Origin of the sequence: Trichocoleus desertorum ATA4-8-CV12 (assembly GCA_019358975.1) — a bacterium.
Taxonomy (GTDB): domain Bacteria; phylum Cyanobacteriota; class Cyanobacteriia; order FACHB-46; family FACHB-46; genus Trichocoleus; species Trichocoleus desertorum_A.
On record JAHHIL010000035.1, the window covers coordinates 42,401 to 55,605 of the forward strand.

At 51.1% G+C, this 13,205-nt stretch carries 12 protein-coding genes; 9 read left to right on the forward strand and 3 right to left on the reverse strand.

The genetic code is table 11. The annotated features are described in order from the left end of the window. The first annotated feature begins 9 nt into the window (after positions 1–9). Positions 10–681, forward strand: a complete 672-nt coding sequence (gene rnc / locus KME12_19935) for a ribonuclease III (protein ID MBW4490058.1) — start codon at positions 10–12, stop codon at positions 679–681. Positions 682–697: 16 nt separating this feature from the next. Here rnc and KME12_19940 read toward each other — a convergent pair whose 3' ends face one another. Beyond that, a complete protein-coding gene (locus KME12_19940) occupies positions 698–1,876 on the reverse strand; it encodes an IscS subfamily cysteine desulfurase (GenBank protein MBW4490059.1) in 1,179 nt (392 codons plus the stop codon). 66 nt (positions 1,877–1,942) lie between these two features. Here KME12_19940 and tnpA point away from each other — a divergent pair, with 66 nt between their 5' ends. From tnpA to KME12_19960, 4 genes are all read left to right on the forward strand, one after another. Next, positions 1,943–2,350: an IS200/IS605 family transposase gene (gene tnpA / locus KME12_19945; GenBank protein MBW4490060.1), complete on the forward strand. Its 408-nt coding sequence runs from the start codon at positions 1,943–1,945 to the stop codon at positions 2,348–2,350. A gap of 310 nt (positions 2,351–2,660) precedes the next feature. Beyond that, the gene (locus KME12_19950; protein MBW4490061.1) at positions 2,661–3,260 is read left to right on the forward strand and encodes a MarC family protein; all 600 of its coding nucleotides are present in this window, start codon (positions 2,661–2,663) and stop codon (positions 3,258–3,260) included. A gap of 197 nt (positions 3,261–3,457) precedes the next feature. Then, on the forward strand, positions 3,458–3,730 hold the full coding sequence (locus tag KME12_19955) for a SemiSWEET transporter (GenBank protein ID MBW4490062.1): 273 nt from the start codon (positions 3,458–3,460) through the stop codon (positions 3,728–3,730). A 108-nt stretch (positions 3,731–3,838) separates the two neighbouring features. Further along, positions 3,839–4,963 (forward strand): site-2 protease family protein, encoded by a 1,125-nt coding sequence (locus tag KME12_19960; protein MBW4490063.1) that lies wholly within the window; start codon positions 3,839–3,841, stop codon positions 4,961–4,963. 50 nt (positions 4,964–5,013) lie between these two features. Here KME12_19960 and KME12_19965 read toward each other — a convergent pair whose 3' ends face one another. After that, positions 5,014–5,490 carry a hypothetical protein gene (locus KME12_19965; GenBank protein MBW4490064.1) on the reverse strand — a complete coding sequence of 159 codons (477 nt, stop codon included), beginning with the start codon at positions 5,488–5,490 and terminating at the stop codon, positions 5,014–5,016. Between the two features lie 464 nt (positions 5,491–5,954). On the opposite strand from KME12_19965, the gene KME12_19970 reads away from it, so the two are divergent. The 3 genes from KME12_19970 (at position 5,955) to KME12_19980 (ending at position 9,461) form a co-directional block, all read left to right on the forward strand. Beyond that, a complete protein-coding gene (locus KME12_19970; GenBank protein ID MBW4490065.1) occupies positions 5,955–6,350 on the forward strand; it encodes a phosphomannose isomerase type II C-terminal cupin domain in 396 nt (131 codons plus the stop codon). A gap of 98 nt (positions 6,351–6,448) precedes the next feature. Next, positions 6,449–7,921, forward strand: coding sequence for a TldD/PmbA family protein (locus tag KME12_19975; GenBank protein ID MBW4490066.1), 1,473 nt, complete (start codon positions 6,449–6,451; stop codon positions 7,919–7,921). A gap of 199 nt (positions 7,922–8,120) precedes the next feature. After that, complete coding sequence (locus KME12_19980) at positions 8,121–9,461, forward strand: TldD/PmbA family protein (protein MBW4490067.1); 1,341 nt, start codon at positions 8,121–8,123, stop codon at positions 9,459–9,461. A gap of 125 nt (positions 9,462–9,586) precedes the next feature. Here KME12_19980 and KME12_19985 read toward each other — a convergent pair whose 3' ends face one another. Then, positions 9,587–10,828 carry a glycerophosphodiester phosphodiesterase gene (locus KME12_19985; GenBank protein ID MBW4490068.1) on the reverse strand — a complete coding sequence of 414 codons (1,242 nt, stop codon included), beginning with the start codon at positions 10,826–10,828 and terminating at the stop codon, positions 9,587–9,589. Between the two features lie 239 nt (positions 10,829–11,067). On the opposite strand from KME12_19985, the gene ligA reads away from it, so the two are divergent. Then, positions 11,068–13,101, forward strand: a complete 2,034-nt coding sequence (gene ligA, locus KME12_19990; protein MBW4490069.1) for an NAD-dependent DNA ligase LigA — start codon at positions 11,068–11,070, stop codon at positions 13,099–13,101. Positions 13,102–13,205: the final 104 nt, after the last annotated feature.

A 13,205-nucleotide genomic window follows, 5' to 3' on the forward strand; every position in this document is an offset into this window, starting at 1 on the left:
AACGTAGAGATGCAAAAACTGCCCATCTTCCAAAACAACGCTTTGTTACAACGAGCGCTGACCCACAGTTCTTACACCAACGAGCATCCGGCGTTTGGGGAAGATAACGAACGCTTAGAGTTTTTAGGCGATGCCATATTGAACTTTCTCAGTGGCGAATTTCTTTACAAGCACTACCCTGAAAAACCAGAAGGAGAATTAACGCCGCTACGCTCTGCCTTAGTCGATGAGTCACAGCTCGCCAAATTTGCGATCGCCCTCAACCTCGGTTCCCTCATGCATTTGGGTCGAGGGGCGGAAATTAATGGTGGGCGAGAAAATCCCAACTTACTCAGCAGCACCTTTGAGGCGGTAATTGGGGCTTATTTCCTAGATACAGATTCCAATATTGAGACAGTCCGAAACTATGTAAAACCGCTGTTTCAAGCGATCGCGGATACTTTGGTTGATACCGCAACCCAAATTAACTTTAAAAGTCGGTTTCAAGCTTGGGCCTTAGCCGAAGTAGGTCAGAACCCCAAGTACGCCATCATTGCTCAATCTGGCCCAGATCATGCGCGAGAGTTTACGGCTGAAGTACGAGTTGCCGATCACAAGTACGGAGAAGGCAAGGGGGGCAGAAAGCAAGATGCCGAAAAGAATGCCGCCAAACAAGCCCTAGAAACGTTAGGACTGCTCTAGAAAATGATTTCACTCGCTAGGCGTGACTAGAAACTGTCGCACCCCGCAAAGATTGAATCGTCGCGATCGCCTGTTGAACCACTCGATCGATCTCAGCTTCTGTATTAAAACGCCCAATGCCAAATCGCAGCGAAGCATAAGCCAATTCTGGCGATCGCCCTAAAGCAGTTAGCACATGAGAGGGTTTGATTTCTGCTGAAGTGCAAGCGGAACCCGAAGAAACCGCCACCACAGGTTGCAGCCCCAACAGCAACGCTTGTCCATCTACCCCTGCCACGCTGACATTGAGATTGCCAGGAAGCCGTTGCGTGGGATGACCATTCAGGTAGATATTGCCGACTGTGCTGAGTTGCTGCCATAGGCGATCGCGCAGTTGCATGAGCCGTTGAGTTTCTGCTGCTTGTTCTGCCAATGCCAACTCTACCGCTTGAGCAAAGCCGACGATCTGCGGTGTGTAAAGCGTGCCCGATCGCATGCCTCGCTCATGCCCCCCGCCATGCGATTGAGGTGCCACCTGTACCCTAGGATTTCGTCGCCGCACATACAAAGCGCCAATCCCCTTCGGCCCATATACCTTGTGAGCCGTGAGCGACATCAGATCAATCTGCATCGCTGTCACATCTAAAGGAATCTTGGCGATCGCTTGAGCCGCATCCGTGTGAAAGAGAACTTGATGCTGGTGACAAAGTGCTCCAATTGCAGCCACTGGCTGCAACACTCCAATTTCATTATTCGCAGCCATCACCGAAACCAAAACTGTATCCGGTCGAAATGCTTGCTCTAGTTCTTTGAGGTCGATCAAGCCATCCGATTGAACCGATAAGTAAGTGACTTCAAAGCCCAATGATTCTAAATAGCGGCAGGGATCAAGCACAGCATTATGCTCGGTACTGACCGTGATAATGTGTCGTCCCCTGCTGATATAGGCTTCCGCCACTCCTTTGATCGCCAAATTATTCGCTTCTGTAGCGCCACTGGTAAAGACGATCTCCTCTGGGCCACAGTTGATCGCAGCGGCTAAAATCTCCCGCGCTTTCTTCACAGCCGCTTCTGCCTCCCAACCATACACATGAGACACACTCGCTGGATTACCAAAATACTCTGTAAAGTACGGCAGCATTGCCTCCAGTACCCTTGGGTCTACCGGAGTAGTGGCCTGACAATCCAGATAAATCGGACGATGAACGTTGGGCATTTTAACTGAAGAGAACGAGTGAACTTGTGACTACAAGAACAAAGCCTGCGTAGGTAGGCTAAAAAAATGCATCAGAATTTTACGCAGTTATATTTACATTGTGTCTGGGGAACTTGGGATCGGTTGCCTTTGGTAACACCTGATATTGAATCTGCTGTGTGGGCTGCGATCGCTAGGCAATGCCAGCAATTAAACTGCAAAGTTTTAGCAGTAGGCGGTATTGCAGATCATATCCATTTGCTGACTGTGTTTCCTCCGACTTTGAGTGTGGCAACACTGATCGGTCAGGCAAAAGGTAGCTCTTCTCACCTTGTCACTCATGAGATTGCCTGCGATCGCTTTTTCAAATGGCAAGGTGGCTATGGAGCGTTTACTGTAAATCGCCAGGATCTGCCTCAAGTCGCTAATTATATTAAGAATCAAGCTATCCACCACCAGCAGAAATCAACTATCGCAAACTGGGAGGTTAACTGAATCGGCGCAAATTAGGATTGATTTCAAGGCCCCTCCAGTGATGGCCCGCCACCCTAAAGGGTGCGGCTATCGATACAAAGGCTACCTACGCAGCCTGAAAGAAGAGATTTTAGCCTGCGTAGGCAGGCTTCGCTCTTGTAGCCGCGAGTTCTACTCGTTAGGCTCATCAGGTCATTGGGCATTTATATATCCCTAATGAACCGATAAATCCATCAAGGAGAGAATGTAAGGCTACAGGCGATCGCGCTACTGTTGAGAAAAAATTCTTTTACCTTCTGGCATGGAAATTCTCAGCCTGGTCAAAACATTTATCGATGTTCCGGTTCTCGTCAAAACGTTTGTGGCGGTCTTTGTCTTGGCTGATGCTTTAGGGAATGCCCCAATTTTCCTGGTGTTGACCAAGGGCATGGAGATAGAGCAAAAAAATAGTGTGGTCGATCGCGCCAGCTTGACTGGAACAGCAGTGATCCTGGCTTTTGCCTTTGGTGGGCAAACCGTTCTAGATTACTTGCACATCAGCATGGGTTCTTTAGAGATCGCAGGCGGCTTATTGTTGCTGATGATCGCCTTAAAAATGCTGGAAGGACATATAGAAGCACCGCTGGTGGAGCAAGGGCGAGATGTGGCGATTACTCCGTTAGCGTTTCCGCTGTTAGCTGGCCCTGGCACGTTAACCAGTGTGATGCTGTTGATGTCTAATTCAGACACTGCGATCGGTCATCTCAGCGTCGCGCTCGGTATTGTTGGTGCGATGTTCGTTACTTGGTTTATTGTGCGGCAGTCTTCCCGGATTGATCACTGGTTAGGGGCAGAAGGCGCGATCATCATCACGCAACTTTTAGGGTTCCTATTAGCGGCGCTGGCGATCGAAATTAGTAGTTCGGGAATTCGCGACTTATTTCTAAAGTGAACAGCAGATTTGCTCTTTCTAGCGAAATCTCAATAATCTAAATCCGAAATTCCACGCAGAGGCCAGTAGGTATTTCTAGCAGTCTGGGTGAACCTGCGATCGCATCTCTGAAGATTCCCAGTTACAACCAAGAAGCTAGAGCGCGATCGCGGCTCAATCCGTTGACGCTGAAATTCAATTCGCTGGAGTAGAGTTGCATGGAATTTACCACCACACTAGGACTAATTGCAGGCAGTTTAACCACGATCGCCTACTTGCCCCAACTAATCAAAACTTGGAAATCTAAGTCAGCCGATGACCTTTCTTGGAGCATGCTGATCACGCTTTGCGTCGGGATTGTACTGTGGCTGGTTTACGGCAGTTATGTCCACGATATTCCAGTCATTTGCGCCAATGTGGTGACCCTAATTCTGTCCTCAATCATTTTGGGCCTCAAAATTCGTTACAAGCGTAGTGGGGAGTTGGGGTAAAGGTTCTCATAACCGAACGCTAAAGTGCGGCTTCCGCCCTAGTGAAAGCTGAGAGAATTGTTTACATTTATTTACAGTGAAAGTAAACAATTTTTAGAGGTGCCCCGTATGAACGGCACTTTGCGTGTTGGTAACCTGTTTGGCATTCCGTTTTATCTCCATCCATCTTGGTTTCTGGTCTTAGGACTTGTCACTTGGAGCTATGGCAGTGGCTTGGCCGCTCAGTTTCCTGGTTTGGTTGGTTTATTCCCTTTACTGTTGGGTTTATTTGCAGCGCTGTTGCTGTTTGCCTCGGTTTTGGCTCACGAACTAGGCCATAGCTTTGTTGCTCTCCGCCAAGGTATTGGGGTGAAGTCAATCTCCCTATTTTTGTTTGGCGGTCTCGCACAATTAGAAAAAGAATCCGAGACCCCCACCGAGGCTTTTTGGGTAGCGATCGCGGGTCCCGCTGTCAGTCTCGCTATCTTTGGTTTGCTAAGCCTAGTTCAGATCGTCAGTCCTATTTCGGGTCCAGTATCCGCAGTCTTAGGACTGGTGGCTTCTATTAACTTAGCCTTAGCCCTATTCAACTTAATTCCTGGCTTGCCCTTGGATGGTGGCAACGTCCTTAAGGCCTTGGTTTGGAAAATTACCGGAAATCCCTATAAAGGGGTTGCCTTTGCCAGCCGCGTCGGGCAGGTGATTGGTTGGGTGGCGATCGCCTCTGGTCTCATTCCTCTGTTAGTATTCGGCAGCGCTGCAAACCTTTGGAACCTACTAATTGGCTGGTTCTTGCTGAAAAATGCAGGTCAATCTGCTCAGTACGCCACGGTGCAATCCAAACTGTCTGGATTTACGGCATCTGATGCTGTTACACCGAATGGCCCAGTCGTACAAGCTGACTGGACGCTGCGAGAATTTGCCGACTGGTCACTATTCCACCAGATGTCTTGGCAACGCTTTTTGGTCACAGATACTACAGGACAGTTGATGGGGGCGATCGCGGTGGCTGACCTACAGCAACTACCCGTAGAGCGCTGGGCTACAACGCAAGTCTGGGATGTGATGCAACCCATTAATCCCGACACAACGATTCAAGCAGACCAACCCCTGATTGAAGTGGTGAGTCTACTAGAGCAACAACAACTGTCAGCGTTACCAGTGGTTCGGCCTAATGGTGTTCTTGTAGGTCTGTTGGAAAAAGCAGCGATTCTACGCCTGCTTCAGGGCAATCTCCAAGCTAATCCTGCTTAATCCGACTCGCTTGACTCGACTCCTTGCTCTCTATTATTCCTACCCATTCCCTAGGCCGTCTCTATGGTTCTAGGGGATTTTTTAGGGCTGAAGAGGGCTGAGGAAATCAGGTCGAACGGCTGAGAATTGGAGTAGAAATGTACGCACCAGGGAGTCACGGAGTAGGGCTTGGGAGCAAATTGCGGGAGCCACAGGGGGACAGTGGTTAACCAGCCTAGAATCGTCCCGAAAATCAGAAAAGCGATCGCCACTTCGCAAAAGCCCACAGCTTGCTCACAGGTTTGGGTTGGGCCAGATCCTGACGGGGTAGCAGGAAGAGTTGGGCGGGCGATCGCAGCAAATTGAGCTGCTGCTAATGGGTCTTCCGCTTCGGGACTGTCAGCAGTCGGTAACTCAGAAGGCGCGATCGGTTCACCAACCACACCGCCACATGGCAACACGATTTGAGTCAGCGGCGTGCCAAGGGGAGCTGAAGGGTGAGTTACAAAAGGCTGATCCTTTGAAAACTCCCGCCGTTTATTTGTCATGATAAAAAGTAACTCCTGAGAATACAGACTTGGGAGAGCAGCCAGGGTTAAGTGTGGTAGCTGGGCCCTGGTTGCTACCTGGAAGAAATGCAATAAATTCTGAAACCAAGGCCATCAATATCAAGGCCAAAGCAATATCAAGGCCAAAGCAATATCAAGGCCAAAGCCAGTACCTTAGCTCGTGGCTTGGTCGATCTACCTAATGGTTACGTTCAGTTTCAGTGTTTTTACCGTTTTCTCACTTTGGACTATTTTTTCGTGCGACTGGGTGATGACATCTCGATAAATATGTGACCGTAATCGTGCGGAGCTGTGATAAATATCTAATAAAAATGTGATGACGCTCAAATCAGCCGTTTGATAAAGTACTTCATCAGATTGTTGGACAGGCTCAGGGTGTAGGGTAAATTTTGAATAGCAGCGGCATCCATTCGGATCAACTATTCACCTAGGGAGGGCAGCCGATGATTGGTAACCAAAATAACGAGCAAACTCCCACCAACGCCCAGTTGGCGACGACAGCCACCACCCGAATGCGAAACTGGGGCACAGTGACTGCCTTGGAAGAAGGCAAGTGCTACCGGATCAATCGCATTGAACTGCAACCGGGGCATCACATCAGCACTCAAATGCACTACCACCGCAGCGAGCACTGGATTGTCGTCTCTGGAACCGCCAAGGTAATTTGCGACGGTCAAGAGAAAATCCTGATCGAAAAGCAATCTACCTATGTGCCTATGTGTATGCCGCACCGGGTTGAGAATCCGGGAGTGATTCCACTGGTGATGATTGAAGTGCAGAATGGCGAATATTTGGGAGAAGACGACATTATCCGCTTTGGGGATGCGGAAGAGGGATAAACGGTAGCAGTCATCGGCTTTTTGGCGATTTGTTAGACTGAGCGTACTAGGCTTTGTCAGTCAACTTTCTGTAAGGACGCCAGCAGATGACGTTATCGATGCCTCCAAGGACTTTGTTGCTCTCTAAAGAATTACCAACTCTCCAATACAACTCCACCCGCGATCGCTTTGATGAAACCTGGCAAGCTCCCCTCTCCACACTGTTAGGTCTAGGACGAGCAGCGGGTGCTGACTTTATCGAATTTTTCTTGGAGCGCACCAACTACATCAGCTGTCTGGCAGAAGATGATGGCATTAGCAGCATTGCGCCTCGCTTATCGACAGGTGCAGGCGTGCGCGTGTTTCGGGGTAAGTCCGACTGTTACGTCAGCACCAACGATCTGAGCTTTTCGGGCCTGAAAGCTGCTCTGGAAAAAGGCTTATCTATTCTGGGTTTGCACCTGCCTGCCCCTAGCGCCTTTGTCCCTGAAATTAACCTGGAACTGCTACGCGACTACGCCACCAAGAAAGGTAAGGAAGCTTGGCTCAGTGGTTGCAGCTCCATGCGAGAAATGGGCGACATTCTCTTAGCTGCTAACGCTCAACTGCAAACCAAAGCCACCCACGTCCAATCTCGTCGGGCTGCTTATTTTCGCGATTGGCAAGAAGTGTTAGTTGCAGCCAGTGACGGCACTTTTGCCAGAGATATTCGCCTGACTCAATCTGTTGGTTATAGCCTGCTCTGCGCTGATGGAGCTAACCGTTCTTCTATCAGCCAGCGAGTTGGAGATACGAGCAATCCTGATTTCCTCCGGGGTTGGGACTACGCCGCTACCGCCGCAGATGTGGCCGAATCCGCAGGCAAGATGCTCTATGCCGACTATGTGGAATCGGGCACCTACCCGATCATCATGGCGAACAAGTTCGGTGGCGTAATTTTCCACGAAGCTTGCGGTCACTTGCTCGAAACCACTCAAATCGAGCGCAAGACTACTCCCTTTATCGACAAAAAAGGCGAAAAGATTGCCCACGAAAGCTTAACCGCTTGGGATGAGGGTCTGTCCACCGATGAGTTCGGCACCATCGACATGGACGACGAAGGCATGCCCGCTCAACGGACGCTGTTGATTGAAAATGGCATCCTCAAGAACTTTCTGAGCGATCGCACGGGTTCCATCCGCACCGGACATCCCCGCACAGGCAGTGGTCGTCGCCAAAGCTATACTCACGCGGCGGCATCCCGGATGCGAAATACCTACATTGCCCCCGGCGAACACTCCGTTGAAGATCTATTTGCCTCGATCGACAAAGGTATTTACTGCAAGAAGATGGGTGGCGGCAGTGTTGGCCCTACCGGACAGTTTAACTTTGCTGTGGATGAAGCCTACTTGATTGAGAATGGCAAAGTCACCAAACCGCTCAAAGGCGCAACCTTAATCGGAGAAGCCAAGGAAATCATGAACAAGATCTCCATGTGCTCTCAAGATTTAGGTTTGGCAGCAGGTTTCTGCGGCTCGGTCAGCGGCAGCATTTACGTCACTGTGGGTCAGCCTCACATCAAGGTCGATTCGATCACTGTGGGTGGTCGTTAAGTTTGGGAGACCTAACCCCCAGCCCCTTCCCTACTAGGGAAGGGGAGTTAGATTCAAAGCCTACCTAACCCAGCTTCTGCTCTACTAAGGGAAGCTAGATTCAAAGCCCCTCGCCTCGCAGGAGAGGGGTTTGGGGAGAGGTTTGAGGGCTTAATTCAAGATTTTTGCAAAGACATACGTTAGCCAGTAAGACTGCAATATGCCAAATATTCAAGAACTAGCGACTTACGCCCAAGCAAGCGCCACAAAACTGGGTATCCAAAAATTTGATATTTACGGTTCCTCGGTGGATGAAACCAGTGCTCAGGTAGACCAGGGAGAACCGAAGCAGGTTAAGGCGTCGAATCGCTCCAGTGTAACGGTGCGAGTGTGGAACGAAGAACACCGCGTTGGGATTACCTCCACCACGGATGTTGATCCGGCGGGTGTGGAGTTGGCGCTGAAAACCGCTTACGAAGCTAGTTTCTTTGGCGCTAAAGAGCATGTGCCTGACTTCAGCCCAGAGGCGACCGCTCCGATTTCCGCAACTTCTCATGAGAAGACTCCGCAAGCTCCAGTTTCCACACTAATTGAGACATTAGCAAAGGCTGAAAAAGAATTACTAGAGGCGCATCCCGCGATCGCTGGAGTTCCATACAACGGTATGGCCCAGCGAGATTTCGATCGCTTCTATCTCAACAGCGAAGGAGCACAGCGGTATGAAGGTGGCTCCTATGCTTCGGTGTATCTCTATAGCAAAACCGAAGAAGAGGGCAAAAAGCCTCGCAGTGCTGGAGCGTTCAGAGTGGGTTATGGATTTCCAGAGCTAGACGTGCAAGCTTGTATCCAGGAAGCGGCGGAGAAAACCATCAGCCACCTGAACTACAACAAAATTCAGTCAGGCAAATATCTAGTCGTGTTCTCTCCAGAAGCCTTCCTGAGCTTGTTGGGAGCGTTCTCCAATCTGTACAACGCCCAAAGTATCCTCGACAGACAAAGCCTCTCGACTCCAGAATCCTTGGGGACACAGATCGCTTCGCCTCTACTGTCCGTCTGTGATGACCCCCATCATCCCGGTAATATCGGTGCGGAAATGTTTGATGGCGAAGGCACCCCAACTCGGAAGACTCCATTGATTACCGAGGGTGTGCTGAGCGGATTTCTCCACAGTGCGGGAACTGCCAAGCGAATGAACGCGCAGCCGACAGGCAATGCCAACATGGGCGCAAAAATTACTGTGGGGCCACATTACTACCACGTTGCTCCAGGTCAGGCAGTAGACACAACTTACAGTCTCGATACCGCTGAAAATGTGGTCTTGATTGACGATTTGCAAGCCCTCCATGCAGGAGTACAGTCCTTGCAAGGCTCATTCTCACTACCATTCGATGGTTGGGTCGTGAACAAAGGCGATCGCGTCAGTGTAGAGTCGGCCACGGTCGCGGGAGATTTCTTGGCACTACTCAAGGCGATCGTTTACGTGGAGCCAGAAGCCGAAGTAACTCCCGGTGGAGTCTGTCCTCGAATTTGGGTGGATAGTTTAGCGATTACTGGAGAATAAAGGCAAATTATTTTGTAACGTGGGTCGCTGTGCTTAAGGCTGGAGTTTAGACTAATCAAGGAAAAGCGCGATCGCTTCAATTGTCCATCCGATGAAGGGCAGCTTAGCGATCGCGTCCTTAAAGCCTAAGACAGTTTGGACTGAGTACGGCGACGGCGGAGAAACGCGGCGACAGGAATCGCTCCTAGCGCTAAAGCCACACCAGGTTCGGGGACTTCTGTGGTGTCCTTTGGATCACCAGCAACCCGATTCCTCACTTGCACCCCAGTCCCAGGAAAATCGCTGAAAACACCATCTACCCCCAGCGCGAAGAACTGCTCGTATTCACGTTCAGGATTGCCGCTGTAATCTTGGGCCAAGAAGATGTTTTCGTTGCGGAACGTGTAGGGATGCACCAACAGACCAGCTGCATGAGCATCAGCCACTAAAGTAGTAGGCGATCGCAAGAATCGATCGGCATCGGTGATGACTCCATCCCCATCCAAGTCATCTGGCTTGCCGTCTTGGTTTTGGTCAACGGTGGTCGCAGGCACAATCAAGCGCTTAGAAGGGCCAATGCCGTTGGCGTAGGAGGTGATCGCAGCCAAAGCATTGGATTGGGTCAAATCGCCATAGGTGCGGGTATCTCCGCTCAACACAAAGTCGTAGGGTTGGTCAGTCGCACCCCCAAATAGCTGCACCAAAGGCACATCCGTCAGTTGATTGAGTTGCTGGAGGTTGCCCACTTCAAAAGACTGAATAAATACCGGAGCATTGAGGCCGATATAACCATTCTGGTTGAGAGTTTCGACCAAAGGTTCTTCAAGTGACAGACCAATCGAGTCAAAGTAGCTAGGGTGCTTGGTTTCGGGATAAATGCCAATGGTGCGGCCTAGTTCAGCACTCTTGCGCTGCGCTAAGTCAATCACCTCTTGCAGCGTCGGAATTTCAAATTGACCATTAAAAGCCGTATTTCCGGGACGTACGTCAGGAATCCGCTCCTTGGCCCGCAGCGTCTTCAGTTCGGCTAAAGTAAAGTCTTCGGTGAACCATCCGGTGAAGGTCGTACCATCGATGACTTTGGTGGTTTTTCGGGCAGCAAATTCGGACCGCTCAGCTACATCCGTGGTGCCAGAAATCTCGTTTTCGTGACGCGCCACCAACACCCCATCTTTGGTTGCAACCAAGTCAGGCTCAATATAATCGGCTCCCTGCGCGATCGCCAACTCATAAGCCGCTAAGGTATGCTCTGGCCGCAGACCACTCGCACCTCGATGCCCAATCACAATGGGAGGTTGACCTGTTAAAGTAGCAGCTTTCACTTCATTAATGGGAAACACCGCTAATACGGCACTTGCTAGCAATCCTAACTTGAACAGATGAAACATATCATCACTCCTCATACAAGCGTATCAATGGCCCTCCAGTGAAAATACGTGGTTGAGATTAAGCTTGAGTCCAGCTTTGAGTTAATAGCAGTTTAGGAGTGGGTTAAACCGCGATCGCTTTTGGTCTTCTTTCGTCGTCACACAGAGGAGCGAGAGCGTTAAACTAGCGTCTGGACTTGTTGATTGATGGGCAACGGAGCGTCTTTGTGGAACAGCCAACTGCACAGCCAACCCCTGCGATCGCAGCGCGAGTGCTAGAACTGCGGAAATTGGTGCAAAAGGCTAGCTATGAGTACTACGTGCTCGATACTCCAACCATGCCCGACGCGGTTTACGACCAGCTCTACCGGGAACTCAAAGACTTAGAAATCCAATATCCAGAGCTGATCACCCCCGACAGCCCCACCCAGCGCGTGGGTGAACGACCTGCCTCCCAGTTCACCTCCGTCCGCCACAACGTACCGCTCTACAGCTTAGAAAATGCCTTTGGCAATGCCGATTTGAATACTTGGCAGGAACGTTGGCGCAGAGTTGCCCCGGATGTAGGTGCAGCCGAATATGTGTGTGAACTAAAAATCGACGGTAACGCGATCGCCCTCAGCTACGAAAATGGCCTTTTGGTACGAGGCGCGACTCGTGGCGATGGCATCTCTGGCGAAGAGATTACCCAAAACATCAAAACCATCCGCTCCATTCCCCTCCGGCTCAACCTCGACAACCCGCCGCCTTTAGTAGAAGTGCGAGGCGAAGCCTTTTTACCGCTAGACGTGTTCGAGCAAATCAACCAAGAACGCGCCCAGGCAGGTGAAGCATCATTCGCCAACCCCCGCAACGCCGCCGCCGGAACTCTGCGCCAGCTCGACTCCCGTATCGTCGCCAAACGTCGCCTAGACTTCTTTGCCTACACCTTGCACATCCCCGATGCCTCGGCCCAAGGAGAAGTCGAGCATCCCTTCCAAATTCAAAGCCAGTGGGAAGCCTTGGCATGGTTGCAACAAGTGGGATTCCGCGTCAACCCTAATCGTGAGCGATGCCCCAACCTAGAAGCCGTCAAAGCCTACTGCGATCGCTGGTCTACTGAGCGCGTCGAGTTGCCCTACATGACCGACGGCGTGGTGATCAAAATCAACTCCTTCGACCTGCAAACCCAGCTCGGTTTTACCCAAAAGTTTCCCCGCTGGGCGATCGCGCTCAAGTATCCCGCCGAAGAAGCCCCCACCTTGCTAGAAAACATTAGCGTCAATGTGGGTCGCACCGGAGCCATCACCCCCGTCGCCGAACTCAAACCTGTGCAGCTCGCAGGCACCACCGTTTCTCGCGCCACCCTGCACAACCGCGATCGCATTGCCGAACTCGACATTCATATTGGCGACACCGTGATCGTCCGTAAAGCGGGCGAAATCATCCCGGAAGTGGTGCGAGTGCTGAAGGAACTCCGCCCCGCTGATGCCCGCTCCTTCACCATGCCCACCCACTGCCCAGAGTGCGGTCAACCCGTCGTCAAACCCGAAACCGAAGCCGTCACCCGCTGCATCAACGCCTCTTGTCCCGCCATTCTTCGGGGAGCCTTGATCCACTGGGCCAGCCGCGACGCTTTAGACATCAACGGCTTAGGCGAGAAACTGGTGCAGCAATTTGTCGAGCATGACTTGGTGCAGTCTGTTGCTGACCTCTACGACCTCACCACAGAACGCCTCATGACTCTAGAGCGCATGGGTCAAAAGTCGGCTGAGAAACTCGTCAATGCGATCGCCCATTCCAAAGACCAACCTTGGTCCCGTGTCCTCTACGGCTTGGGAATTCGTCATGTCGGCAGCGTCAATGCCCAAACCCTCACCGCTCAGTTTCCCAGCGTCGAACAGTTAGCGAGTGCGGAGGTAAGTGCGATCGCCAGCGTCTACGGCATCGGTTCCGAAATCGCCCAAGCCGTGCACCAATGGTTCCGCATCCCCGCCAACCAAACCTTGATCGAGCGGTTACAAGCAGCAGGGTTGCAGTTTGCCGCCGCAGCCACCACCCAACCCACTCGCGAGAATCAAGCTTTAGCAGGCAAAATATTCGTGATTACAGGCACTCTGCCCACCCTGAAACGCGATGAAGCCAAAGCCCTGATTCAACAAGCAGGGGGTAAAGTCACCGATTCCGTCAGTGCCAAAACCAACTATTTGGTAGCGGGAGAAAATGCAGGCTCCAAACTAGAAAAAGCCAAAACCTTAGGAGTTTCCCTGCTCACAGAATCACAATTGTTAGAGTTGACATCCTCCCACAGCTAAAGCGCGTGGGATTCCCAAACCTCACGATTTAGGTTTCTGCTTCATAGCACCCGCCTTCCGAGATTTACTCTCTTCAGGTCTTATGGTCGCTCCACAGACTAACA